Annotated in this window: 23 protein-coding genes; 10 read left to right on the top strand and 13 right to left on the bottom strand. The window is 70.5% G+C overall.

The features are described 5' to 3' along the window. The first annotated feature begins 412 nt into the window (after positions 1-412). The 3 genes from FV218_RS16900 (at position 413) to FV218_RS16910 (ending at position 1,811) form a co-directional block, all read left to right on the top strand. Positions 413-688 carry a helix-hairpin-helix domain-containing protein gene (locus FV218_RS16900; protein WP_147710828.1) on the top strand — a complete coding sequence of 92 codons (276 nt, stop codon included), beginning with the start codon at positions 413-415 and terminating at the stop codon, positions 686-688. A gap of 84 nt (positions 689-772) precedes the next feature. After that, the gene (locus FV218_RS16905; RefSeq protein ID WP_056087818.1) at positions 773-988 is read left to right on the top strand and encodes a hypothetical protein; all 216 of its coding nucleotides are present in this window, start codon (positions 773-775) and stop codon (positions 986-988) included. Between the two features lie 7 nt (positions 989-995). Continuing rightward, complete coding sequence (locus FV218_RS16910) at positions 996-1,811, top strand: metallophosphoesterase (RefSeq protein WP_147710829.1); 816 nt, start codon at positions 996-998, stop codon at positions 1,809-1,811. A 576-nt stretch (positions 1,812-2,387) separates the two neighbouring features. On the opposite strand, the gene FV218_RS16920 is transcribed toward FV218_RS16910, so the two are convergent. From FV218_RS16920 to FV218_RS16935, 4 genes are all read right to left on the bottom strand, one after another. Then, on the bottom strand, positions 2,388-3,002 hold the full coding sequence (locus FV218_RS16920; protein ID WP_056087823.1) for a GNAT family N-acetyltransferase: 615 nt from the start codon (positions 3,000-3,002) through the stop codon (positions 2,388-2,390). Continuing rightward, positions 3,002-5,362: an Orn/Lys/Arg decarboxylase N-terminal domain-containing protein gene (locus tag FV218_RS16925; protein ID WP_147710830.1), complete on the bottom strand. Its 2,361-nt coding sequence runs from the start codon at positions 5,360-5,362 to the stop codon at positions 3,002-3,004. Before FV218_RS16925 ends, FV218_RS16920 begins: the two co-directional genes overlap by 1 nt. Before the next feature lie 119 nt (positions 5,363-5,481). Further along, positions 5,482-6,516 carry a CorA family divalent cation transporter gene (locus FV218_RS16930; RefSeq protein ID WP_147710831.1) on the bottom strand — a complete coding sequence of 345 codons (1,035 nt, stop codon included), beginning with the start codon at positions 6,514-6,516 and terminating at the stop codon, positions 5,482-5,484. A gap of 143 nt (positions 6,517-6,659) precedes the next feature. Then, positions 6,660-6,842 carry a DUF1508 domain-containing protein gene (locus tag FV218_RS16935; protein WP_147710832.1) on the bottom strand — a complete coding sequence of 61 codons (183 nt, stop codon included), beginning with the start codon at positions 6,840-6,842 and terminating at the stop codon, positions 6,660-6,662. 253 nt (positions 6,843-7,095) lie between these two features. Here FV218_RS16935 and ppk2 point away from each other — a divergent pair, with 253 nt between their 5' ends. After that, positions 7,096-8,019, top strand: a complete 924-nt coding sequence (ppk2, locus tag FV218_RS16940) for a polyphosphate kinase 2 (protein WP_147710833.1) — start codon at positions 7,096-7,098, stop codon at positions 8,017-8,019. Positions 8,020-8,048: 29 nt separating this feature from the next. Here ppk2 and FV218_RS16945 read toward each other — a convergent pair whose 3' ends face one another. After that, a complete protein-coding gene (locus FV218_RS16945) occupies positions 8,049-8,456 on the bottom strand; it encodes a hypothetical protein (protein ID WP_147710834.1) in 408 nt (135 codons plus the stop codon). Between the two features lie 147 nt (positions 8,457-8,603). Here FV218_RS16945 and FV218_RS16950 point away from each other — a divergent pair, with 147 nt between their 5' ends. Beyond that, positions 8,604-9,413 (top strand): enoyl-CoA hydratase/isomerase family protein, encoded by an 810-nt coding sequence (locus FV218_RS16950; RefSeq protein WP_147710835.1) that lies wholly within the window; start codon positions 8,604-8,606, stop codon positions 9,411-9,413. Positions 9,414-9,452: 39 nt separating this feature from the next. Here the strand turns inward: FV218_RS16950 and FV218_RS16955 are convergent, their stop codons facing one another. The 5 genes from FV218_RS16955 to dctP all read right to left on the bottom strand — a co-directional run bounded on the left by FV218_RS16955 (position 9,453) and on the right by dctP (position 13,336). Then, entirely contained in the window at positions 9,453-9,947 is a 495-nt protein-coding gene (locus FV218_RS16955; RefSeq protein WP_147710836.1) for a DUF4279 domain-containing protein, read from the bottom strand. Next, the gene (locus FV218_RS16960; RefSeq protein WP_147710837.1) at positions 9,934-10,161 is read right to left on the bottom strand and encodes a hypothetical protein; all 228 of its coding nucleotides are present in this window, start codon (positions 10,159-10,161) and stop codon (positions 9,934-9,936) included. Before FV218_RS16960 ends, FV218_RS16955 begins: the two co-directional genes overlap by 14 nt. A gap of 165 nt (positions 10,162-10,326) precedes the next feature. Beyond that, positions 10,327-11,679 carry a TRAP transporter large permease gene (locus FV218_RS16965; RefSeq protein ID WP_056087842.1) on the bottom strand — a complete coding sequence of 451 codons (1,353 nt, stop codon included), beginning with the start codon at positions 11,677-11,679 and terminating at the stop codon, positions 10,327-10,329. Continuing rightward, positions 11,676-12,320, bottom strand: coding sequence for a TRAP transporter small permease (locus FV218_RS16970; protein WP_147710838.1), 645 nt, complete (start codon positions 12,318-12,320; stop codon positions 11,676-11,678). The genes FV218_RS16965 and FV218_RS16970 overlap by 4 nt, the downstream gene beginning before the upstream one ends. Further along, positions 12,317-13,336, bottom strand: coding sequence for a TRAP transporter substrate-binding protein DctP (dctP, locus tag FV218_RS16975; protein ID WP_056087848.1), 1,020 nt, complete (start codon positions 13,334-13,336; stop codon positions 12,317-12,319). Before dctP ends, FV218_RS16970 begins: the two co-directional genes overlap by 4 nt. A gap of 198 nt (positions 13,337-13,534) precedes the next feature. Between dctP and FV218_RS16980 the strand changes: the two genes are divergently transcribed. Beyond that, positions 13,535-14,191, top strand: coding sequence for a GntR family transcriptional regulator (locus FV218_RS16980; protein ID WP_147710844.1), 657 nt, complete (start codon positions 13,535-13,537; stop codon positions 14,189-14,191). Positions 14,192-14,225: 34 nt separating this feature from the next. Here FV218_RS16980 and FV218_RS16985 read toward each other — a convergent pair whose 3' ends face one another. Then, the gene (locus FV218_RS16985; protein WP_147710839.1) at positions 14,226-14,864 is read right to left on the bottom strand and encodes an SH3 domain-containing protein; all 639 of its coding nucleotides are present in this window, start codon (positions 14,862-14,864) and stop codon (positions 14,226-14,228) included. Positions 14,865-15,178: 314 nt separating this feature from the next. On the opposite strand from FV218_RS16985, the gene FV218_RS16990 reads away from it, so the two are divergent. From FV218_RS16990 to FV218_RS17000, 3 genes are all read left to right on the top strand, one after another. Further along, positions 15,179-16,183 (top strand): D-glycerate dehydrogenase, encoded by a 1,005-nt coding sequence (locus FV218_RS16990; RefSeq protein WP_056087851.1) that lies wholly within the window; start codon positions 15,179-15,181, stop codon positions 16,181-16,183. Positions 16,184-16,289: 106 nt separating this feature from the next. Further along, positions 16,290-17,306, top strand: a complete 1,017-nt coding sequence (locus FV218_RS16995; protein WP_147710840.1) for a PAS domain S-box protein — start codon at positions 16,290-16,292, stop codon at positions 17,304-17,306. Positions 17,307-17,386: 80 nt separating this feature from the next. Further along, positions 17,387-17,812, top strand: coding sequence for a SufE family protein (locus tag FV218_RS17000; RefSeq protein WP_147710841.1), 426 nt, complete (start codon positions 17,387-17,389; stop codon positions 17,810-17,812). 21 nt (positions 17,813-17,833) lie between these two features. Here the strand turns inward: FV218_RS17000 and FV218_RS17005 are convergent, their stop codons facing one another. Both FV218_RS17005 and FV218_RS17010 read right to left on the bottom strand, forming a co-directional pair. Further along, positions 17,834-18,769 carry a DUF6456 domain-containing protein gene (locus FV218_RS17005; RefSeq protein WP_246685157.1) on the bottom strand — a complete coding sequence of 312 codons (936 nt, stop codon included), beginning with the start codon at positions 18,767-18,769 and terminating at the stop codon, positions 17,834-17,836. 224 nt (positions 18,770-18,993) lie between these two features. Beyond that, positions 18,994-19,428, bottom strand: coding sequence for a MucR family transcriptional regulator (locus tag FV218_RS17010; RefSeq protein ID WP_147710842.1), 435 nt, complete (start codon positions 19,426-19,428; stop codon positions 18,994-18,996). 546 nt (positions 19,429-19,974) lie between these two features. Here FV218_RS17010 and FV218_RS17015 point away from each other — a divergent pair. Beyond that, entirely contained in the window at positions 19,975-22,134 is a 2,160-nt protein-coding gene (locus FV218_RS17015; protein ID WP_147710843.1) for a S9 family peptidase, read from the top strand. Positions 22,135-22,653 lie beyond the last annotated feature (519 nt).

Raw genomic sequence — 22,653 nt, forward strand, 5'->3', positions numbered from 1 at the left:
GTGCGCCGGTGCGGGCTCGGCCCGGCGCACCGGGCGCGACGGCTCGGCGGTGGTCGCCACGGGCTCCGGATCGGCCTCCACCGGGGCGGGCGACCGGTAGAGCTGGACGATGCCCGCCAGTCCGGCCGCCACGATCAGGAGGACCACGACCCGGAGGAAGGCTGAACCGCTGAGCATCGAGGCGGACTCACGCACGAGAACAAGGCATTCCGCTTACCATGGGGGACGAATCGGAGTCTCGACGCCGCCGCCGCCGGCCGCAAGCTCCTGTCGATAAGATCGCTTTTCCGTCGCCGGCGGGTTGTCCGGAGAAAAGTCCGCCCGAATCCCGCGTGCCGTGCGGCGCCTGCGACAGGCGCACGCGGCCGGGCGGGATCGACGCCCGCGCCCGCCGCCGCCATGGTCCGCGCCGATGCCCGCACCCGCGCCCCTGACGTTCGAGCCCTCCATCGCCGCCGGGGAGGACGACGTCGCCAGCGCCTCCGACAATGCCGGTCCGCGGGCCATGGCCATCGTCGACCTCAACAGCGCCAGCGTCGCCGACCTCAACGGCCTGAAGGGCGGCGGCATGATCGGGCGCGCCATCGTCCAGAAGCGCCCCTACGCGTCCGTGGATCAGCTCCTGTCGAAGCGGGTCCTGAGCCGGAGCACCTACGAGCGGATCAAGGATCAGGTCACCGTGCGTTGAGGGCGCGCGGCGGGTAGCGCCCGGCGCGGCGGATGCCTACACTGAGGCGCGGCGACGCCAGCCGTATCGAGCCCAGGACCGACCATGTTTGCGCAAGCCGGTGGCGTGACCTTTCGCGAGGATCTCGGCGTCGAGGAGACCACCGAGACCGACAACGTCGTCCGCTGGGACGGCGAGAAGCTCTACGTCGAGCACGACATCTATCACAACGGCCAGCTCGTCCACCGCAAGTACCGCAAGACCGTCACCGAGCCCGTGGCCCGGGCGCTCCAGGCGATCATCAACCGCGCGCAGCAATAGACCCGCGTTGCGGCGCCTCGCCCACATCTCCGACCTGCATTTCGGCCGCACCGATCCGGCCGTGGTCGAGGGCCTCGTCACCGAGCTGAACCACGACCGGCCCGACCTCATCATCGCGTCGGGCGACTTCACCATGCGGGCGCGCAAGGTCGAGTACGAGGCCGCCCGCGCCTTCCTCGCCCGCCTCGACGCGCCCTGGATCGCCGTGCCGGGCAACCACGACATCTCGCCGTTCCACTTGGTGCAGCGCTTCCTGCGGCCGTTCGCGCGCTACCGCCGCTACATCGCGGCCTCGACGGAGCCGACCCACCTCGACGACGAGATCGGCATCGTCTGCCTCAACACCGTGCGGACCTGGGCGCCTGAGGCCGACTGGTCGCAGGGCAAGATCCGCCATCGCCAGATCGTGCAGGCGGAGGCGCGGCTACGGGCGATGCCCGAGGGCGTGTTCCGCATCGTGGTCGGCCACCACCCGTTCATGCCGCCGCCCTGGGACGAGGAAGCCCGCCTCGTCGGCCGCGCCGACCTCGCGCTCGCCGCCTTCCGGCGCCAGGGCGTCGGGCTGACGCTCGCCGGCCACCTCCACCGCCACTACGCCCGCTTCGCCGAAGCCGACGGAGCGGGGCCCGAGAACGATACGGTGGACCGGGGCGTCATGCGCGGCCGGCGCGGCCACCTGCTCGCGGTGCAGGCGGGTTCGGCCACCTCGACGCGCCTGCGCGGCTCCGAGCCCAACGCCTACAACCGCATCGTCATCGCGGACGGCGCCGCCACCGTGACGGTGCGGCTGTGGCACGGCACCGGCTGGCGGGACGCGGAATAGTCGTTCCGCGGGCGCCCCGTGCGCATGCCCGTCTCCCCTTTGCGGGCTACGGCATTCGCACAATCGCGAACGGGCCGATCTCGTGCGGAGACGGGGCTGACGGCATCCGGATGCGGGCTTGAGGCCCACGGGTGCTCCCTCTCCTTCCAGGCACGGCGATCGCAGATGGGTGCATGCGTTCGGGCCAGCCCTTGCACCTTCGTGCAGACCGTCTGCGCGCATCCCCCTCTCCCCGCGTGCGGGGAGAGGGCCGCAGGCACCCCGTCGTGCCTGCGGCGAGCGAAGGCGAAGCCGCAGCGACGGTGAGGGGGCTGCGTCGAAGGAGTCTCATCCGGATTCGCCCCCTCACCGTCGGCTGCCGCCTCGACGCGCTCCCCGGCAGGGGGGAGACGCGTCCCTCTCCCCGCACGCGGGGCGAGGGGATGCGCACGGGGGGCCGCGCTTCGTCGACAGCCCCTTCGGCGGCGGCTTCAGGCCGCGACCCTCATCTGCGATCGCCCTGCCTTCCAGGAGAGGGGACCCGTGCTGGCCGCGACATGTGTGAATGCCGTAGCCCGCCGGAGGGGGCAGCGCGCCTTACTTCCCGATCCAGTCGTGCCCGGCCACCACCGCCTCCACGGGGCGGGTCCATGTGCCCGGCTGGTCGGTGGCGCCCGAGCCGAGGGCGCATTGGACCATGACGCTGTCGCTCCAGCGGCCGTACTTGTAGCCCACCGCCGGCAGCAGGCCGACGCGCACGAACCCGCAGGCCTCGTGCAGGCGTAAGGACGCCTCGTTCTTCGCGTCGATGTAGCCGATCATCTGGCGGTAGCCGCCCGCCGCGCAGGCTTCGATGAGGGCCGGGAGCAGGCGCCGGCCGATGCCGGCGCTGAGGTGCTCGTGGTGGACGTAGATCGAGTGCTTGAGGGTGTAGCGGTAGGCCGGACGCTTGCGGAACGGCACGGCGTAGGCGTAGCCGGCCACGACCCCGTCGCGGTCGGCGACGAGGTGGGGCAGGCGCTTCTTGCGCATGGCCTTGCGGCGCTTCTTGAGGTCGTCCGGGTGGAGCGGGTCCTCCTCGAAGTCGCCGACGTCGCCGACCCCGCGCCGGATGTGGTGGGCGTAGATGTCCACCATGTCGGGCACGTCGGCATCCGACGAGGGCCGGATGACGAGGTCGGGATCGCTCAAAGGTGCGGCCCGCGCCGGCATCACCGGGTCTCGCGCATGATGCGGGGCTCGCGCATGACGTAGGTGTGGAACCGGATGGTGCCGTCGGGATCGACGTTGCGGAACACGCCCTGGATCTCGGCCTCGAAGCCGGGGAACAGGTTCGCCGAGCGCTCGAACATCTTGAAGTAGTCCAGCATGGGTTTGGCCCGCTCGTCCAATCGCTCGCCCGGCAGCACCGTGCCGATGCCCGGCGGGTAGACCAGAAGCAAAGTCGTCGCCACACGGCCCTCGGCTTCCGCGATGGGCACGTAATCGACGTTGTTGCGGGTCAATTGCTGCACCGCTTCCTTCGGGGTCATCACCATCTCGGGCAGGTGGCCCGGCTCGAACTGCTTGCGCTGGAGGGCGCTGGTGCCGGCCTCGCGGTGGAAGGCGTGGAAGTCGGCGCAGAGGTCGCGCAGGCGCACGCCCTTGTAGCGGTTGGGCCGGCGCCGGACGAACTCGGGCATGGCGTCCTCCAGGGGCACGTTCTCGTCGTGCAGGCGCTTGAAGCCGACGAGGCCGGAGATCAGGGTGCCTGCCTTGGAGGATTCGACGCCGGGCGTCAGGAGGAAGAGCAGGGAGTTGAGGTCGTTCTTCTCCGGCACGATGCGGTTCTCACGCAGGTACTGCGCCACGATGGGGGCCGGTACGCCGTGGTCGGCGTACTCCCCCGTGCGCCGGTCGAAGCCCGGTGTCAGCACGGTGAGCTTGTTCGGGTCGGTCATGGCGTAGTCGGGCGCCACGTGGGTGAAACCGTGCCAGGCCGCGCCCGGGGTCAGCTCCCAGTACTTGGCGTTGCCGGCGAGCTCGTCGGTGGAGAGGCTCTCCCACGGCACCTTGCCGTCCGGGCCCTTCACGGTGTCGGGCACGAACGGGTCGAAGAACCAGCGCTTCTGGGGATCGCCCTCCTTCTCCTCGAACTCGCGGCGGATGGCGCGGACCTTCTTGCGCCACTCGATGCCGAGGCGGATGGTGTCGTCCCACAGGACCACGCCCGAGCGGCCCTTCATCATCTGGGCGCCGACGTCGAGGGAGGCGAACAGGGGGTAGAACGGCGAGGTCGAGGCGTGGACGAGGAAGGTCTCGTTGAAGCGGCGGTGCTCGATCCGCCGGGTCTGGCCGCGGATGTGGCTGTCCTTGGTGTGGATCTGCGACGCCTGCGAGAAGCTCGCCAGCTGCTTGTGGGTCGACTGGGTGGCGATGATGCCCGGCGAGGTCTCATCGAGACCCTTGAGCCCCATGGCGAAGCACCCGGCGAAGAGCGGGTGGAACTTCATGAAGCCGGCCCAGGCCTCGTCGAACAGGATGTAGTCGCAGAGGTGTCCGATCTTATCGACGATCATCTGCGCGTTGTAGATGGTGCCGTCGTAGGTGCACTGCTCGACCACCGCCACGCGGAACGGGCGCTCGCGCTTCCACGCCTCCGGGTCGGTGATCAGCGGGTTGTCGCGGATCTTCTCGCGGATCAGGGTCTCGTCGAGGGCCTCGTGGTACATGGGCCCGATGAGGCCGAAGCAGTTGCGGTCGGTCTCGAGGAAGACCGGGATCGCGCCGCCGAGGAACAGGGCGCCGTGATGGGCCGCCTTGTGGTTGTTGCGGTCGAACAGGACGAGGTCGCCCTCCGCCACCAGGGCCGAGAGCACGATCTTGTTCGAGGCCGAGGTGCCGTTGAGGACGAAGTAGGTCTTCTCCGCCCCGAAGATGACGGCGGCCTCCTTCTGCGCCTTCAGGGCCGGGCCCTCGTGGACCAGGAGGTCGCCGAGGTCGAGGACCGAGTTGTCGAGGTCGTCGCGAAACACCGCCTCGCCGAGGTGCTCGACGAAGATGCGGCCGATGGGCGAGCGGTTGTAGAAGATGCCGCCGTTGTGGCCGGGGCAGGTCCAGAGCTGGTTGCCCTGCTCGGCGTAGTCGACGAGCGCCCCGAAGAACGGCGTCTTCAGGGTCTCGGCGTACTGCTTCACCCGGCTGACGAGGCCGCGGGCGATGTAGTCCGGGGTCTCCTCGGCGAGGAAGATGTAGCCGTCGATGAAGTCGAGCACCTCGACGGGGATGTCCTCCAGGCGCTTCCGGCGGACCATGATCACGATGGGCATTTCGAGCCCGCGCTTGCGCATGAGGTTGATCAGCGCCGCCGCCTTGCCGTCGAGGCCGCGCTTGCCCCAATCCACCACCATGCAGCCGATGGCGGAATCGGTCTGGACCGCGATGGCCGCGTCCTCGACGCGCCGGGCCCGCACCACCTCGAAGCCGAGCTTTTCGATGGAGGTGAGGATCTGCTGGACGCGCACGCCCTCGAGATCGTCCGGATCGAAGTTCGGCGCGCACATCAGCACGGTGAAGCGGCGGAAGAAGTCCATGCGGGGAAGGCTCCAGACGGGGTTGGGCGCACCGTTCGCGCCGGGAGGTGACGCTTCGATGACGAACGCGGGCGGGGCGCGGGGATTTCAGGCGCTCCGCCGCGCGACAGGACGCCGGCTTACGACCGGGCGCGGCGTTTGACGAGCCCGAGGCGGCGGATCACGCCGTAGACCGCCAGGGCCGCGAGGCCGCAGATCCCCAGCGCCAGGAACGAGCCGTTCTCGAACTCGCCCAGGAACAGGCCCTTGGTGTTCATGCCGAACACGCCGGTCACCAGGGTCGGCGGCAGGAACAGGGCGGTGAGCACCGACAGGGTGAAGAGCTGGCGGTTGGTCTCGGCGGCGGTGCGGCCGGCGATCTCGTCCTGCAGCAGGCGGGTGCGCTCGGACAGGACGTGCATGTCGCGGTGGAGCGAATCGAGGCGCTGGACCACGCGGGCGGCCATGGTCACCACCGCCTCGGGCAGGGCGTCGTCGTCCTCGTCGGTCTCGGCTTCGAGGCGGTGGAACACGGCGGCCAGGCCCGAGAGCTGGCGGTGCTGGCGCACGGCCTGCCGGCGGATGGGGGCCAGGGGCTTCGGATCGGCGGCGCGGGTCTCGTCGAGGACGCGGTCCTCGATGATATCGAGTTCGTTGGAGAAGCGCTTGGCGCAGGCGTCGAGGGAGGCGACGACGCCCTCGACGAGGCGCTCCAGGAGCCGGGCCGGCGAGGTCACGCGGGCGCCGGCCAGCACCGCGTCGCGGGCGGCCTCGGCGCCGGCGGTGGCGTGGCGCCTGCCGCTGACGAGGACGTTCGGGCCGAGGACGCAGTGCAGGCGCCCCGTCGGTTCCTCGCCGATGGCGCCGTCGAAGGCGCGCTCGCGGTCGGCGATGACCACGCCGAGGCAGGTGCCCTCCACCACCACGCGCTGGTGCTCGTCGCGCCCGAAGGTGGCGGCCGACAGGCGCGGCGGCCCGAACCGCCCGGCCTCGATGAGCCCGGCGACGCGGGCGTCGATGAGATCGACGTGGAGCCAGACGAAGCCCGCGCCCGCCGCGTCCGGTGCCGGCAGGTCGGCGGCGGACGCGATGGGCACGGCGCGGCCCTCCCCGTCGAAGCGTAGGGCGAACAGCACGCCCGGCAGGACGGCCTCGTCGGTGAGAAGGCGCGGCATGGGTTTTGGCCGTGTCCCGTGCCGGCAAAATGCCGGATCGTCCCCGGCTCCATCGCCCGCCTCGGCGACACCCTGATGACGCTTCCCCCTTCCTGGACGCGCCAGCTCGCCTTGCGGATGGCGCGGCGAACCGGCCCTGCGCCCTAAGCCGGCGTGCAGTCCATGCCGTTGCGGCGCGCATTGTCGATGCAATGCGCCTTGCTCGTGTATGATTCTGTCGAAGCCCCGACGATCCGTCCGTTCGGTGAGGTGCGGCGCCAGCGCCAGTCGGTCCCGCTGCCGTAGATCTCCCAGGTGTCGCCGTTGCTTCCCTTACAGCTGCTCATCAGTGCCTCGCTGGAAAAAACTCTAGGTAACAATTTAAACTCTAGAGAATTTTTTGACTGTATTCTAGTGGCCTGGGCCACCGACATCGGCCGGACCGTCCGAAATGACTGCCCCGTCGGCGCGATCGGGGCCGATGGTCGGCGTCGCCGGTGATGCCCCTGCCACGCCCCCGGTACGAAGGGGCGTGCTTCGCCGAACTGTCATATCGCCGTGATCTAAGCGTCCGACAGACGGCGGGGCTTCGGGAAGACAATGGATCACGGGCAGCGGGCGGGCGGCTTCGACCTCGAGGCGATCCGGCGGGAGGTCGCCGACGATTTCGACGAGGAGCTCGAGATGGAGCTGGACGAGGAGCGCCTCGAACAGCTCGCCGACGCCGTCGGGGGGGCGCCGCGGCCGCCGCAGATGGACCGCAAGCGCTATTTTCGCGAGCTGTTCCGGCTCCAGCACGAACTGGTGCGCCTGCAGGACTGGGTGCAGGCCCAGAAGCTGCGCGTGGTGGTGATCTTCGAGGGCCGCGATTCCGCCGGCAAGGGCGGCGCCATCAAGCGCATCACCCAGCGCCTCAACCCCCGCGTCTGCCGGGTCGCCGCCCTGCCGGCCCCGAGCGAGCGCGAGCGCACCCAATGGTACTTCCAGCGCTACGTCAGCCACCTGCCCGCGGGCGGCGAGATCGTGCTGTTCGACCGCTCCTGGTACAACCGCGCCGGCGTCGAGCGGGTGATGGGCTTCTGCACCCCCGACGAGGTCGAGGAGTTCTTCCGCTCCGTGCCGGAATTCGAGCGGATGCTGGTGCGCTCGGGCATCATCGTGCTGAAATACTGGTTCTCCATCACCGACGAGGAGCAGGAACTGCGCTTCACCATGCGCATCCACGACCCGCTGAAGCAGTGGAAGCTCTCGCCCATGGACGTGCAGTCCCGCCGCCTGTGGGAGGACTACACCAAGGCCAAGGAGGTGATGCTCGCCCGCACCCACATCCCGGAGGCGCCGTGGTGGGTGGTGGAGGCCGTGGACAAGAAGAAGGCCCGCCTCAACTGCATCGCCCACCTGCTGTCGCAGATCCCCTACGGCGAGGTCGAGCATCCGCCCGTCCACCTGCCCGAGCGCGAGCGCCACGACGACTACGCCCGCCAGCCGGTTCCGCCGGAGATGTTCGTGCCGGCGGTGTTCTGAGGCGGTGTTCTGGAGGAGGCTCGCCGCCCCTACGGGCAGGCGAGCCCGTAGGGCGCCACCACGATGTCGCCCTGGCGCGGGTTGTTGAGGGCGATGGGTTGGGTGCCGCCGCGGCCGACGGCGACGTAGCAGCGGTCCAACACCGCCACGGTGTCGAACGCGGCCCGGAACGCGGGCTCCTGCGGGACGGGTTCGAGGCCGGCGACCCGCGACCGGCAATAGACCGCGACGTCGACCCGCCCCGACTGGCGGTAGAGGATGGTGCGGGCCCGGCGCGGCTGCACGGTGATCGCCGGGCCGCCATCCTGGCTGAACACCACGTCGTGGACCGTCCGGTTGATCACCTGGCGGGTGCAGCCGGCCTGCGCCGCCTGCGCCGTGCCGAGGGCCAGCCCGAGCGCGGCGACGCCGGCCGCGTGTCGCATCCATCCGCGCATGAATCGTCTCCCGAGGGCGCCGCCGTCGCGCGCCGAATGCCAAATCCGACATCAACGGACGCGTCCGGCGGGCGTTCCCGGCCGGGTTGATTCGGGCGGCCGGGCTGGGCATGCCGGGGGCACCGCCCACGCCACCCCGGACCCGCCATGAGTGCCGCCCCGACCGCCGCCGACGAGATCCTGTTCACCCAGGACGCGGCCGGCATCGCCCGCCTCGTCCTCAACCGGCCCCGGGCGCGCAACGCCCTCACCTTCGCCATGTACCAGGGGATCATCGACCACTGCGCCCGCATCGCCGCCGACCCGTCCGTGCGGGTGCTGGTGATCACCGGGGCCGGCGACAAGGCGTTCGCCGCCGGCACCGACATTGCCCAGTTCCGCGGCTTCTCGTCCGCCCAGGATGCCCTCGACTACGAGCGGTTCATGGACCGGGTGATGGGCGCCCTGGAACGCCTGCGCGTGCCCGTCATCGCCGCCATCGCGGGCGCCTGCACCGGCGGGGGGGCGGCCATCGCGGCGTCCTGCGACCTCCGGATCGCCACCCGCGACGCCCGCTTCGGCTTCCCCATCGCGCGGACGCTCGGCAACTGCCTGTCGCTCGCCAACCTCAAGCGCCTCTCCGGCCTCGTCGGCCCGGCCCGGGTCAAGGACATGATCTTCACCGCCCGCCTTATTGGCGCGGAGGAGGCCCTCGCCATCGGCCTCGTCGGCGAGGTGGTGGCGGACGCCGACGCCCTCGCAATCCGCGCCACCGAACTCGCCGGCCTCGTGGCCGGCCACGCCCCCCTGACCCTGCAGGCCACCAAGGAAGGCCTGCGCCGAATCCAGGATGCCGACGACACGGAAGGCGAGCGCCCCGGCGACGACCTCATCCGCCTCTGCTACACCAGCGCCGATTTCCGCGAGGGGATGGAGGCGTTTTTGGGCAAGCGCGCGCCGGACTGGACGGGGCGGTGATCGGATCGGATGCCGGACGGCTGTTCTTCGAGAACCCGCTCAGGCCGCGCGGCCTGCCAGGCTGCTGGGATCACCTTCGATGAGCGTGAAATCCGTCTCGATCCCGCCACGCAGCGTGTCGATCAGACTTTTGAAGCGCGGACCGACCGTCGGCATCTCCGCACCGTTCCCGCCCATCCAAAAGAGCGTCACCAGAACCTCGAGCGACGCCCCGTCGACGACGGCTTTGATCCGATTGAACTTGTGATCGCGATGCGGGTGCGCCGTGCTGTCCGTGAGCATTTTCGTCAGGAAGCCGATGTGGACGTCGAGATCGGATGTCTCGAGATAGGCTTTCGTGTTCAAGAACCAGTATCCCGTCGGCCCCGTCTTCTCGATCCCCCGACGGCCGACTCCGTAGGTCTCGCCCTTCGCGTATGAAAGAGTCGGCCGAACCCGCAGGAGATCGCTCAGGGACGACGGATCGAGGGCATCCCCCTCGAACCGGATGGTTGCGAACGCCCTCAGGGCCGATGACGATTCAGTCTTCATCATAGAGGTTGCCGATCTCCTCGCCCCGCGCGTCAGTCACGTCTCCGTTGTCGTAGATCACGATGTTGTCCGCCCCGCGAAGCCGTGCGGCGGCTTTGATGGAATGGATCGCCGCACCGACGTCCGCCTCCGTCAGATCCAGCACTCGGCTCACATGGGAGACGGGGTTCCCGCCCTTGTCCCAGATGATCCGTCGGTGGAGGCGTGTTCGCGTCATCGCGCCAGAGCCCGCCTCCGTGGAGCTGAAGCCCCCCATCGAAGGTGAGCGTATCGCAACCTTGCCCCGCGACAAGTCCCCCCGGACACCGCGTTGCGAGATCGCTCGCAGGCGAACGGCCCGAACCAGGGGTCCGGGCCGCGCGTCGCCAGCTCCAGGCCCGCCCTACCGCGTCGACGGCAGCAGCCAGTTCGGCAGCCACAGGGCGATGCCGGGCACCAGGCAGAGGATCAGGATCGCCACCGCCATGAGCATCACGAAGGGCAGGGTGCCCCAGATGATGTCCTTCAGGGGGATGTCGGGGGCGATGTTCTTGATGACGAAGATGTTGAGGCCGACCGGCGGGTGGATCAGGCCCATCTCCATGGTGATGGTCATGACGACCCCGAACCAGACGAGGTCGAACCCGGCGGCTTTCAGGGGCGGCAGGATGATCGGCGCCGTCATCAGGATGATCGAGACCGGCGGCAGGAAGAAGCCGAGGAGGATCACCAGCCCCAGGATCGTCACCAGCAGTACCCAGGGCGACAGCTGCATCGCCACGATGGCGTTGGCCGCCGATTGCGAGATGTGCAGGTAGCTCATCACGTAGGCGTAGAGCAGGGACATGCCGATGATGAGCATCAGCATGGTGGATTCCCGCAGGGTGGCGGCGAGGATCGGGTTGACATCCTTCGGGCGCCAGACGCCGTAGATGATGGCGATGAGGCCGAGGGCCAGGAGGCCGCCGAGGCCCGCCGTCTCGGAGGGGGTCGAGTAGCCGCCGTAGAGGGCGACCATCACGCCGGTGAGCAGCACCACGAAGGGCAGCACCCGCGGCAGCGTCGAGAAGCGCTCGCGCATGCTGTAGGTGTCCTCGGCGAGGATCGGCGAGGTCGTGCCGTTGCGCTCGTAGGCCGCCTTCGCGGCGGCGTATTCCGCCCGGAAGCGGTAGACCGACCAGGCGGCGAACAGGCCGACCAGGAGCAGGCCCGGCCCGATGCCGGCGAGGAACAGGCGCCCCAGGGACTGCTCGGCCGCCACCGCGTAGAGGATCATGGTGATGGAGGGCGGCAGCAGGATGCCGAGGGTGCCGCCGGCGGCGATGATCCCGGCGGCGAAGCCCGGCGAGTAGCCGCGCTTGCGCATCTCCGGGATGCCGGCCGAACCGATGGCCGAGCAGGTGGCGGGCGAGGACCCCGCCATGGCGGCGAACAGCGCGCAGGCAAAGACGTTGGCGATGCCGAGCCCCCCGGGGATGCGGTGCATCCAGGCGTGCATGGCCGAGTAGAGGTCCTGGCCGGCTCGTGAACGGCCGATGGCCGCGCCCTTCAGGATGAAGAGCGGGATCGACAGCAGGGTGATGGAGGCCATCTCCTCGTAGACGTTCTGCGCCACCGTATCGAGGGAGGCGCCCGGCATGAAGAAGTACATGAAGGCGAGCGCCACGAAGCCGAGCGCGAAGGCGATGGGGATGCCGGCCAGCATGGCGCTGAGGGTGGCACCCGCATAGAGGAAGCCGATGGCCGCGACGCTCATGGGTGGGGGCTCGTCTTGAGGGTTTCGGAGTTCAGCTCGGACCCGAGCCCGACCTTCGGATCGGCCCAGCCGGCGGCGCGGGGGCCGTAGTTCAGGGCCTCGGCGATCTGCAGCAGGAACTGCAGGGCGAGGAAGCTCATGCCCACGGCCATGAGGGCGTAGGGAATCCACAGGGGCGGCCCCCAGGTCGATTGCGACACCTGCCCGTCGACCCAGGCCTCGTGGAACAGGCTCCAGCTTTTCCAGGCGAAGAACGTCACGAACACGATGCTGATGACGTCGGCCATGAGCAGGCGGGCGCGGTTGATCCGGGGCGAGAGCAGGCCGCTGAGCGCCTCGATGGCGACGTGGCCGCGCCGGGCCTGGACGGCGGCCGCCGAGAAGAAGGTGGCGCCGACGATGAGGAACACCGCCATCTCGTCCTGCCAGTCCGTGGGCTCCTTCAGCCAGTAGCGCACGAACACGCTGTAGCTGAGCACGAGGCAGGCCCCGACGAGGGCGAGGCCGCCGAAGACCATCACCACGCCGTTGATGGCCTTCATCGTGCGATCGATGGCCCCGAGCAGGCCGGGGACGCGGGGTTCGGGCGCGGCGGGCGCCGATTCGGAGGCGGCCGAGGCCGCGTCGAAGGCGTGGCTCACGACACCTGCTCCGCCAGCTTGAGGAGCTCGGCGCAGCTCGCGGACTTGCCCGCGAAATCCTTCCAGGCGGTGTCCTTGGCGATGTCGCGCCACTGGCCCAGGGTCTTCTCGTCGAGCTGCTGCACCTTGGCGCCGGCCTTGCCGAAGACCTGCTCGACGCGGGTGTCGTCCTCCTTGGCGCCGGCCTGCCCGAACGTCTCGAGTTCGGCGCCGATGGTCATGATGAGGTCCTGCTGGTCCTTCGGCAGGCGGTCGAACACGATCTTCGACATCATGATCGGCTCCCACATGAGCCAGTAGGTGTGCTGGGCGCCCGACGTCAGGGACTTCGACAGTTCCTCCAGGCGGAACGAGATCAGGCTGGTGGAGGAGGTGATGACGGCGTCGCACGCGCCCGTCTGCATGGCGGCGTAGGATTCGTTCGACGGGATCGACAGGGTGGCCGCCCCCGCCGCCTTCATCATCAGGTCCATCTCGCGCGAGCCGCCCCGGACCTTGAGGCCCTTGGCATCACCGGGCGTGAACAGCGGCCGGTCGCGGCTGGCGACGCCGCCGGCCTGCCACACCCACGACACCACCACGACGCCCTTGGATTCGAGGATCTCCGTGAGCTTGCGGCCGACGGGGGCGCTCTTCCAGGCCGTGGCCTGGGCGTAGGAGGTGACGAGGCCCGGCATCAGGCCGATGTTCATCTCCGGCACCTCGCCACCCGCATAGGGGCTCGGGTAGAGGGTCATGTCGAGGGCGCCCTTGCGGATGGCGCCGAACTGGGCGTTCGTCTTCATCAGGGACGAGCCGGGATAGACCTGGAGCTCCAGGGCGCCCTTCGAGCGTTCGGCCAGGGCCGCGGCGAACTTCCGGCACGCCCGATCGCGAAAGTCGCCCTCGTCGATGGTGCCGCCGGGGAACTGGTGCGAGATCTTCAGGGTGGTGGCGGCCCGGGCCCGCGACCCGAGGGACAGGATGGCGGGCGCGGCCAGGCCGGCGGCGACGAGGGTGCGGCGTGTCAACGTCATGGCGTCTTCCTCCTTCGGCGGGCTGGCCGCCCACCCGGTTTTTGCGGTGCAGCATTTATACTGCGATGCCCGCTATTTATACCAGAGAACGACGGCTTGTATATTTTGTCAACCGGGCCGCATAAGGTGGGGGTAAGTAAACGGGCTGGCGGAGGGCGAGGCCGTGGCAGAGGAACCGGAGCGATGGAACCCGAGCGCGTGAACCAGTCCCTGCGCCTGCGCCAGACCATCGAGACGGAGATCGTCGACGGCCGCCTCGCCATCGGCGCCCGCCTCGACGAGACCGAGCTCGCCGAGCGGTTCGGGGTGTCGCGCACGCCGATCCGCGAGGCCCTGCTGCAGCTGGCGATGACGGGGCTGGTCGAGATCAAGCCGCGCCGGGGCGCCCTGGTGAGCGCGCCGGACCCGCAGCTGCTCATCGCCATGTTCGAGACCATGGCGGAGATCGAGGCCGCCTGCGGGCGCCTCGCCGCGCGCCGCCTGGTCCCGGCCGACGAAGCCGCCCTCAAGGCGGCGCTCGCCGCCTGCGGGGCGGCCGCGGACGCCCAGGACCCGGAGCGCTACTACGAAGAGAACTACGTCTTCCACACGGTGGTCTACCGGGCCTGCCGCAACGCCTTCCTGGCCGAGCAGGCGCGGCTGCTGCACCGGCGCCTCGCGCCGTTCCGCCGGATGCAGCTGCGGGCGCGCCACCGCCTCGGGCAGTCCCTGGCCGAGCACGAGGCCATCGTGGCGGCCATCGTGGCGGGGGACGAGACCGGCGCGTCCGAGCTCCTGCGCGCCCACGTGATCGTTCAGGGCGACCGCTTCTCCGACCTCGTGGCGAGCCTGCGGACGATCAACGACGCGGCGTGACCGCCGGCGCCGTCCGGCCGGGGCGCGGCCGGGATCACTCCACCTTCTCGTAGGGGTAGACCCCCCACAGGCGCTCCTGGCGGACGTAGCCGTCGACGTCGCCGCGCTTCTGCGGCAGGGCGACGATGACCCGGCACCAGGTGCCGCTGCAGCTCTTGACGCTGCCGATGACGCCGGCCTGGAGGCGCGCCTCCTCGGCCGACGCGTCGTCGGCGCGGGCGTAGAGGGAGGTCTCGGCCTTCACCTCACTTTTGCCGTCCCCCTTGCCGTCCCCTTTGCCACCCGCCCTGGGCGCCGTGACGATGGAGGTGCGCCGCCCCGACAGCAGGGAGTGCAGCACCCAGCCCTCCGTGCCCTCCGAATCGCGGATGCGGCGCCAGGTCTCGAACTCGGCCACGATCTCGACGGGCAGGCCGGCGCGCTGGAACACCCACAGGGTGCGGTGATCCTTCGACGGCCCCTCGCGCAAGTTCACCCGGTCGGTCTTGAGGCTGGCGTAGCGCGGCAGGGGCAGCCCGGTCTTGGCGCCGACGGACGCGCCGGGAACGGCCACCGGTGGCGCCGCCCGCGCCGGCGCCACCGGGACGACGGCCCCGGTCGCCGCGAGGGCGAGGGCCAGGGCCAGGGCCAGGGTCGGGGCCAGGGTCGATCGGGAGGGCAGATCAGGCGCCATCGTCCGGGGTCCTTCCGCGCGGGGCATGCCGGTCCGGGCCGGCATCCCCGGCCTTGCGCGGCGTGCATTGTGTTCCGGCGCCCCTCTGGTAGAGAAGCCACCGGGGCCGGAGACGGGCAGCGCATCGCCGCCGGTTTCGGCCCCGGGTCGATCCGGTTGTCCCGATCTGTCTTGGCCGATGGTGGTTAACGCGCCGTAAGCCGCCACGCCATCCCGGCGAGCCCGTCATCCCGGGAACGAACAAAGGGCGAGCCGAAACCCCGGCCGGACCCCGACGGGGCGAAACCGGGGATCGTTCGCGTCGAGGAGGGTGCATGCAGTCGCTCAAGCGCAAGCCGCTCGTTGTGGTCACCCGCCGCCTCCCGGAGGTGGTCGAGACCCGCATGCGCGAACTCTTCGAGATCCGCCTCAACCCCGACGACAAGCCCCTGGCGCAGGAGGCCCTGGCCGCCGCCCTGCGCGAGGCCGACGTCCTCGTGCCGACGGTGACCGACGAGATCGATTCGGGGCTGCTCGCCCAGGCCGGTCCGAACCTGCGGCTCATCGCCAATTTCGGCAACGGCGTCGATCACATCGACGTCGCCGCCGCCCTGGAGCGCGGCATCACCGTCACCAACACGCCCGGCGTGCTGACGGAGGACACCGCCGACATGACCATGGCGCTGATCCTGGCGGTGGCCCGCCGGGTCACCGAGGGCGCGCGCATCATCCCCGACGACGCCTGGGATTCGGGCTGGTCACCGACCTGGATGCTGGGGCGGCGCATCACCGGCAAGCGCCTTGGCATCGTCGGCATGGGCCGCATCGGCCAGGCCCTGGCCCGCCGCGCCAAGGCGTTCGGCCTGCAGATCCACTATCACAACCGCCGCCGGGTGCCGGCGACCATCGAGCGCGACCTCGACGCCACCTACTGGGAATCCCTCGACCAGATGCTGGCGCGCGTCGACATCGTCTCGGTGAACTGCCCGCACACCCCGGCGACCTACCACCTGCTGTCGGCCCGGCGCCTCAAGCTGCTCAAGCCCGAGGCCATCGTGGTCAACACCGCCCGCGGCGAGGTCATCGACGAGAGCGCGCTGGCCCGCCTCATCGAGGCCGGCGACGTCTCGGGCGCCGGCCTCGACGTGTTCGAGCAGGAGCCCTCCGTGAGCCCGCGCCTGATCAAGCTCGCGCGCGCCGGCAAGGTCGTGCTCCTGCCGCACATGGGTTCGGCCACCCACGAGAGCCGCATCGACATGGGCGAGAAGGTCATCATCAACATCAAGACCTTCATGGACGGCCACCGGCCGCCCGATCGCATCCTGCCCAGCATGCTCTGAGGACAAGGTCCGAACCTGCGGTTGACCTCGGAACGGGCCGGGACACGGCACGTTGACGGGCGTCCGGCATGTGGTGGGCCGGGCGACAGCGCAGATCGGGAGCAATATGGCCGCGGACACTCCGTTGAGCGACGCGTTCCGGCACTTCTCGGACCTCGTACCGGTGATGATGTGCCGCTCGGACGCCGAGGGCCGCGCCATCCATCACAACGAAGCCTGGCTCCGCTTCACCGGCCGCACCCCGGCCGAGGAACGCGGAGAAGGCTGGCTCCGGGGCCTCCATCCCGACGACGTCGCGGCCTTCACAAGGATCGTCGAGGACGCCCGCCTTGCGCGAAAACCCTTCACGGTGGAGTTCCGCCTGCGCCGGCACGACGGCGCCTATCGCTGGCTCCTCGACACCGCCAAGCCCGTCTACGAGGGCGGGGCGTTCCAGGGCTTCATCGGCGCCAGCTTCGACATCACCGACCGCAAGCTGGCCGAGGACCAGTCCGAGCGGGCGCTCGTCGAGAAGGAAGCCCTCCTGGCGGAGGTCTACCACCGGGTGCGCAACAACCTGCAGGTGATGGTCAGCCTCATCGGCCTCTACGGCCGGGCGGCGCCGGCGCCGTGCCGGGGCAGCTTCGAGGCCCTGGGCCAGCGGGTGCGGGCCATCGCCCTGGTGCAGCAGCACCTGCACGAGGCGCCCCACATCGCCTCCATCGACCTGCGCGACTACCTGCACCGCCTCACCTCGGGCCTCGGCCAGCTCCGCCGGGCCGGCCGCATCAGCGTCACCATCGACGGGTCCGGCACCAGCCTCGTCGAGCCGCGCACGGCCAACGCCCTCGGGATGATCGTCGCCGAGGTGGTCTCCGAGTGCCTCGACACCACGGCCGAGAGCGTCGCCTGCGCCATCGGCATCACCATCGACGCGGCGGCGGGCGCCCCCGTGCGCCTGTCCGTCGTCTCGGGCAGCGACGCGGAGGCCGCCCCCTCCGGCAAGGCCGAGGTGCCCAATCTCGGCCCCCGCCTCATCGCCGCCTACGCCGCCCAGGCCGAGATCGCCGCCCGCGGCATCGGCACCCGGGCCGAGCCCCTCCACCTCCAGCTGCCCGAGGTGCTGGTGCATCCGGTGGAGTAGGCGGCCTCGCGAGGGGTCGCATCCGGCGGCCGGTCCCCTATATCGGGGGCTTCCCGCCGGCCACGAGACCGTTCCCGCCCATGCTGCCGCCCATCGCGACCATCATCGAGAATTTCGGCATCCTCGACGAGGGCCCGGACCAGATCGAGTACCTGATCGAGCTCGGCCGTGCCCTGCCGCCCTTCCCCGACGCGCTCATGACCGAGGCCAACCGCGTCCACGGCTGCGAGAGCCAGGTCTGGGTGGCGTCCCACATGGACGATTCGCAGGCGCCGCCGCGGCTGAACCTGCGCGGGACCAGCGATTCCGTGGTCACCAAGGGCCTGATCGCCCTGGTGATGGCGCTCCACGACGGACGGACGCCGCAGGAGATCGCGGATGTCGACGTGTTCGGGGTGTTCAAGGAGATCGGCCTCGGCTCCCACCTCACGTCGAAGCGGGCCAACGGGGTCCGGGCCATGGCCGAGCGCATCCACCGCGATGCGGCCCGGCTCCTGGCGGCCTGAGCCGAACCGCTCCCATCGCCCTCAGGGGCGCCCGGCCGCCGGGGCGTCGCGCCACAGGCGCATCCGGCCCCGGTCCGGCCCCACCGCCTCGCGCTCGAGGCCGTAATGCTCGGCGAGGCGCCCGAGGGCGATGCGGGCCACCACCTTGGCCGAGCGCACCGGCCAGCGCCGCTCGGCCTCGATCCGCTCGAGCCCCTTCAGGAACCCGCACAGGTCGATGAGCAGCCCCGACAGGTCGTTGCCGACGGCGGCGAGGGCCGCGCGCACGCGCTGACGCGCCGCCAGCATGGCGTCGGAGGCGCTGGACGGATCGCGGGCGCCCGAGCCGTCGACCTTCACCCCGCTCCAGTCCGGCCCCAGGCGCGGCAGCATCACCGCCTGGGTCAGGTCGCGGCGCAGGCGCTCGCCGGCCTCGTAGCAGGCCGCGTCGATGAGCGGCACGCCGTCGCGGTCCCGGCGCCGGGCCATCCAGGCCAGCGGACTCTCGGCGGCGTCGCGCAGGGGGCGGGCTTCGGTGCGGTCGGGCCGGTCGCCGGCTTTGGCCCCAGCCTTGGCCCCGGTCTTCGCGGGGGCGTCGCGCCCGCCCTCCGCGACGAGGTCGAGGTGCTGGGCGAGGTAGGGCGGCTGGGCCCCCGCCCGCTCGCGCCGCAGGCGGGCGCGCCCCGCCGGGCTGATGGTGAGGCGCGCGTGGCGGCCCGTGGTCCGTTCGGCGAGGTCGGCCGACAGGAGCGCCGCGCCCGCCGCCGCCGCGAAGCGTCCGGCCCCGAGGGAGATCCCGCCGCCGCCGCTGCGCACGATCAGGCCGTCCCCCGGCGCCGTCGGGTCCGGTAGGGCGTAGGCCCCCTCCGCCGCGAGGGCGCCGAGCAGCCGCACCGCTTGGCGTCCGAGGACCGGCGCAAGGCCGCCGGGACGGGCCGGGAGGCGGGACCCCGATGGGACGAAGCGAATTCTGTTCATGTTTTGTTCCATAAGCGACGCGGGCGGCGCCGGCCGCCCTGCAACCCATGGTAAAGGACATAAATCCTAAATCAAGCCCCGTTCGACGCTGCTCGTCCGATTGCCGGACCGCGGGACCGCGGGACCGCGGGACGGGATGGGCCCCGCACGTCCATCCGGTCCGGGCGCCGTCCCGTCCGAACCCGGAACGGCGGCGCCCGTCTTCATCGAGGATCGAAGCGCGGTCAGGCGGCTTGGTCGTAGTTTCCGTTGCGGGTCTGTCCGAGGCCGATGGCCTTGGCGAGGTCCGAACGCGCCTTGGCGTAGTTCGGCGCGACCATGGGATACTCGGGCGGCAGGCCCCACTTGGCGCGATACTGCTCGGGGCTCATGTCGTACTTCGCGCGCAGGTGGCGCTTGAGCGACTTGAAGACACGGCCGTCTTCCAGGCAGATGATGTGGTCGGCGGTCACGGACTTCTTCACGGACACCGCCGGCTGCTGCGGGGCGGAGGGCGCCTTGGGCTCTTCCTGCCCGCTGCCGATCTGGACCAGCGAACCGTGGACCCGGGCGATGAGCTGTGCCAGCTCGGCGGAGGGAACCGGATTGTTGCTCACGTAGGCCGAGACGATATCGACCGTCAATTCCACGTAATCCACCGAATTTTCGATTTCGCTCATAGACTTAAGGTTTCCTTCCATGCGCCCTCGTCGCGGAACCGATGCAGAACAATCGATCCCGTGGCCTATGCGTTCATGGGTTGATGCTGGTTTACAGCATTGAATGCCGCCCTCCCGCAGGAGTGTAATCTATGACGGCGTCCAATGCTATGGCGCACTGGTGAGATAGACAGTTCGAAGTCGAGAAACAAGGCATTCGACCCCATCGCCCCGTGCGACACTGGTTTGAACGATAATTCATTTGTTTCCGTCGTGCGGCCCGGCACGGGTGGCACCCATAAGCTTCGGCCCGGTGCGACAAGGTACTATCGATCCAGTCGATTGCGGCCCGGGCGGCTTTGCCGCAAGGGGGCTTGGCCGCACAGGAGTTTGGCCGCGAAGCGGTCGGCCGGACCGGGCGGGTTTCCCGAGCCGGCCCGGGACTTCCGCCTTGCCGACCGGGCGCCGACACGGCACACGGCGGGGACGATGGCGTGCGGAACCCGGCCGGACCGTGCCAAGCACCTCCGCCCGGTCCCGCGCCAGCCCGATCCGAGGATTTTGGCCATGGCATCCGACCGTCTTCCCATCACAGTTCCGTCAGCGGCACCGGTGGCCGAGGCGCGGCCCCACGCTTTCACGGTCCACGACCGGACGATCACCGACGATTATGCCTGGCTCAAGGCGGAGAACTGGCGCGCCGTCCTCAAGGACCCGGCCGCCCTGCCCGACGACATCGGCGCGTACCTGAAGGCCGAGAACGCCTACGCGGACGCGGCCCTCGCGCCCGTCGCCGAATTGCGAAAAACCCTGGTGGCCGAGATGCGCGGCCGCATCCGCGAGGACGACAGCGGCGTGCCCGAGCCCGACGGGCCGTTCGCCTACTACACCCGCCACCGCGACGGCGGGCAGCATCCCCTGGTGTGCCGGCGGCCCCGCACCGTCGTGGTGATCCCGGGTCAGGGCGCCGAGACCGCCGCCGAGGGCGGGCCCGAGGAGGGCGAGGTGATCCTCCTCGACGGCGACACGGAAGGGGCGGGCCTCGCCTTCTTCGAGATCGCGGCGGCGGTGCATTCCGACGACCACGCCCGCCTCGCCTGGAGCGCCGACACCAACGGCTCGGAGCTCCACACCATCCGGGTGCGCGACCTCGACACCGGCCTCGACGGCCCCGACCGCATCGAGGCGACCACGGGCGAGGTGGTGTGGACCAAGGACGGCGGCGCCTTCCACTACGTGCAGCTCGACGACAACCACCGCCCGGCCCGGGTCATGCGCCACCGCCTCGGCACGGCGCAGGCCGAGGACGCCCTCGTCTACGAGGAAGCCGATTCCGGCTTCTTCGTCCACATCGAGGAAACCCAGTCGGGCGACTACCTCGCCATCACGGCGAGCGACCACGAGACCTCGGAGGTCCGCCTCGTCGACCGGGGCGCCGCCGACGCCGTGCCCGTGGTGGTGCAGCCGCGGACCCCCCTGCTGATCTACTCCGTCGAGAACTGGGGCCCGCACCTCTTCATCCTCACCAACGCCGGCGGCGCGGTGGACTTCAAGATCGCCACCGCCCGGATCGAGGCGCCGGGCCTCGCCCACTGGAACGACGTGGTGCCGCACCGGGCCGGCGTGATGATCCGCCACCAGCACATCATCGCCGAGCACATCGTGCGCCTGGAGATCGAGAACGCCCGGCCCCGCATCGTCGTGCGCGACATGGCGGGCTCCGAGCACGTGGTGGCCTTCGCCGAGGAAGCCTACTCGCTCTCGCTCCAGCCCGGCCACGAATTCGAGACGGCGGTGATCCGCTTCACCTACTCGTCGATGACGACGCCGGCCGAGACCTACGACTACGATTGCGTCACCCGCTCGCGGCAGCTGCGCAAGCGCCAGGCGATCCCAAGCGGCCACAAGCCGGAGGACTACGTCACCCGCCGCCTGTTCGCCACGGCGCCGGACGGCGAGACCGTGCCGATCTCCCTCCTGCACCGCCGCGACCTCGTCCTCGACGGCGCGGCGCCCCTGCTGCTCTACGGCTACGGCTCCTACGGCACCCTGATGCCGGCGGCGTTCCGCACCAACCTGCTGTCGCTGGTCGACCGCGGCTTCGTCTACGCCATCGCCCACGTGCGCGGCGGCACCGAGAAGGGCTGGAACTGGTACCTCGACGGCAAGCGGGAAAAGAAGCCCAACACCTTCTCGGATTTCGTCGCCTGCGGACGGGCGCTCATCGAAGCCGGCTACACCGCCGAGGGCAACATCGTCGCCCATGGCGGCTCGGCCGGGGGCATGCTCATGGGGGCGGTGGCCAACCTCGCGCCGGAGCTGTTCGCCGGCATCGTCGCCGACGTGCCCTTCGTCGACGTGCTCAACACCATGCTCGACGCCGACCTGCCGCTGACCCCGCCGGAATGGCCCGAATGGGGCAACCCGGCCGAGAGCATCGCGGCCTTCGAAACGATCCTGTCCTACTCGCCCTACGACAACGTCGCCGCGAAGGCCTATCCGGCGATCCTGGCGCTCGGCGGCCTCACCGACCCGCGCGTGACCTACTGGGAACCGGCCAAATGGGTCGCGCGCCTGCGCGCCACCCTGACGGGCGGCGGCCCGGTGCTCCTGCGCATCAACATGGAGGCCGGCCACGGCGGCGCCGCCGGCCGCTTCGACCGCCTGGAGGAAGTCGCCCTCATCTACGCCTTCGCCCTCATGGCCGTGGGCCGGGCGGAACGCTAGGGCCGATCGGCCTCGACCGCCCCGCTTCGGTCCGGCTCTCGCCGACCCCTTCGAGCAGGGCGATGGCCGATGGTTACGCGTTCCCGCACGAGAACGCGGACGATCCGAGCGCATTCCCCTCTCCCCGCCTGCGGGGAGAGGGCCGCCGGCACCCCGTCGTGCCGGCGGCGAGCGCAGGCGAAGCCGCAGCGACGGTGAGGGGGCTGCGTCGGAGGAGCCTCTTCCGGATTCGCCCCCTCACCGTCGGCTGCCGCCTCGACGCGCTCCCCGGCAGGGGGGAGACGCGTCCCTCTCCCCGCAGGCGGGGCGAGGGGATGCGCAACCGGGACACGACATCTTCACCCGTCTTCACGTGCGTTCCAAGCCGTGAACTCCATCGGGCATCGTCCTCCCCCGCAACGGGGTGGAAGGACTCAACCCGGCCGCCTGATCTCTCAAGGGACGTCAGGGCTGAGGGGCGGCCTGCGGCTCGGGCGCGTCCTGGCGCCGGGCGGCGTCCTCGGCGGCGCGGGCCTGGCG

Origin of the sequence: Methylobacterium sp. WL69 (assembly GCF_008039485.1) — a bacterium.
Lineage (GTDB): Bacteria > Pseudomonadota > Alphaproteobacteria > Rhizobiales > Beijerinckiaceae > Methylobacterium.

Bases quoted from the DNA above. Each gene is read 5' to 3' on its own strand.
- FV218_RS16900 (WP_147710828.1), top strand. From the start codon at position 413: ATGCCCGCACCCGCGCCCCTGACGTTCGAGCCCTCCATCGCCGCCGGG.
- FV218_RS16905 (WP_056087818.1), top strand. From the start codon at position 773: ATGTTTGCGCAAGCCGGTGGCGTGACCTTTCGCGAGGATCTCGGCGTC.
- FV218_RS16920 (WP_056087823.1), bottom strand. From the start codon at position 3,002: ATGCCGGCGCGGGCCGCACCTTTGAGCGATCCCGACCTCGTCATCCGG.
- FV218_RS16925 (WP_147710830.1), bottom strand. From the start codon at position 5,362: ATGGACTTCTTCCGCCGCTTCACCGTGCTGATGTGCGCGCCGAACTTC.
- FV218_RS16930 (WP_147710831.1), bottom strand. From the start codon at position 6,516: ATGCCGCGCCTTCTCACCGACGAGGCCGTCCTGCCGGGCGTGCTGTTC.
- FV218_RS16935 (WP_147710832.1), bottom strand. From the start codon at position 6,842: ATGAGCAGCTGTAAGGGAAGCAACGGCGACACCTGGGAGATCTACGGC.
- ppk2 (WP_147710833.1), top strand. From the start codon at position 7,096: ATGGATCACGGGCAGCGGGCGGGCGGCTTCGACCTCGAGGCGATCCGG.
- FV218_RS16945 (WP_147710834.1), bottom strand. From the start codon at position 8,456: ATGCGCGGATGGATGCGACACGCGGCCGGCGTCGCCGCGCTCGGGCTG.
- FV218_RS16950 (WP_147710835.1), top strand. From the start codon at position 8,604: ATGAGTGCCGCCCCGACCGCCGCCGACGAGATCCTGTTCACCCAGGAC.
- FV218_RS16955 (WP_147710836.1), bottom strand. From the start codon at position 9,947: ATGATGAAGACTGAATCGTCATCGGCCCTGAGGGCGTTCGCAACCATC.
- FV218_RS16960 (WP_147710837.1), bottom strand. From the start codon at position 10,161: ATGACGCGAACACGCCTCCACCGACGGATCATCTGGGACAAGGGCGGG.
- FV218_RS16965 (WP_056087842.1), bottom strand. From the start codon at position 11,679: ATGAGCGTCGCGGCCATCGGCTTCCTCTATGCGGGTGCCACCCTCAGC.
- dctP (WP_056087848.1), bottom strand. From the start codon at position 13,336: ATGACGTTGACACGCCGCACCCTCGTCGCCGCCGGCCTGGCCGCGCCC.
- FV218_RS16985 (WP_147710839.1), bottom strand. From the start codon at position 14,864: ATGGCGCCTGATCTGCCCTCCCGATCGACCCTGGCCCCGACCCTGGCC.
- FV218_RS16990 (WP_056087851.1), top strand. From the start codon at position 15,179: ATGCAGTCGCTCAAGCGCAAGCCGCTCGTTGTGGTCACCCGCCGCCTC.
- FV218_RS16995 (WP_147710840.1), top strand. From the start codon at position 16,290: ATGGCCGCGGACACTCCGTTGAGCGACGCGTTCCGGCACTTCTCGGAC.
- FV218_RS17000 (WP_147710841.1), top strand. From the start codon at position 17,387: ATGCTGCCGCCCATCGCGACCATCATCGAGAATTTCGGCATCCTCGAC.
- FV218_RS17005 (WP_246685157.1), bottom strand. From the start codon at position 18,769: ATGAACAGAATTCGCTTCGTCCCATCGGGGTCCCGCCTCCCGGCCCGT.
- FV218_RS17010 (WP_147710842.1), bottom strand. From the start codon at position 19,428: ATGAGCGAAATCGAAAATTCGGTGGATTACGTGGAATTGACGGTCGAT.
- FV218_RS17015 (WP_147710843.1), top strand. From the start codon at position 19,975: ATGGCATCCGACCGTCTTCCCATCACAGTTCCGTCAGCGGCACCGGTG.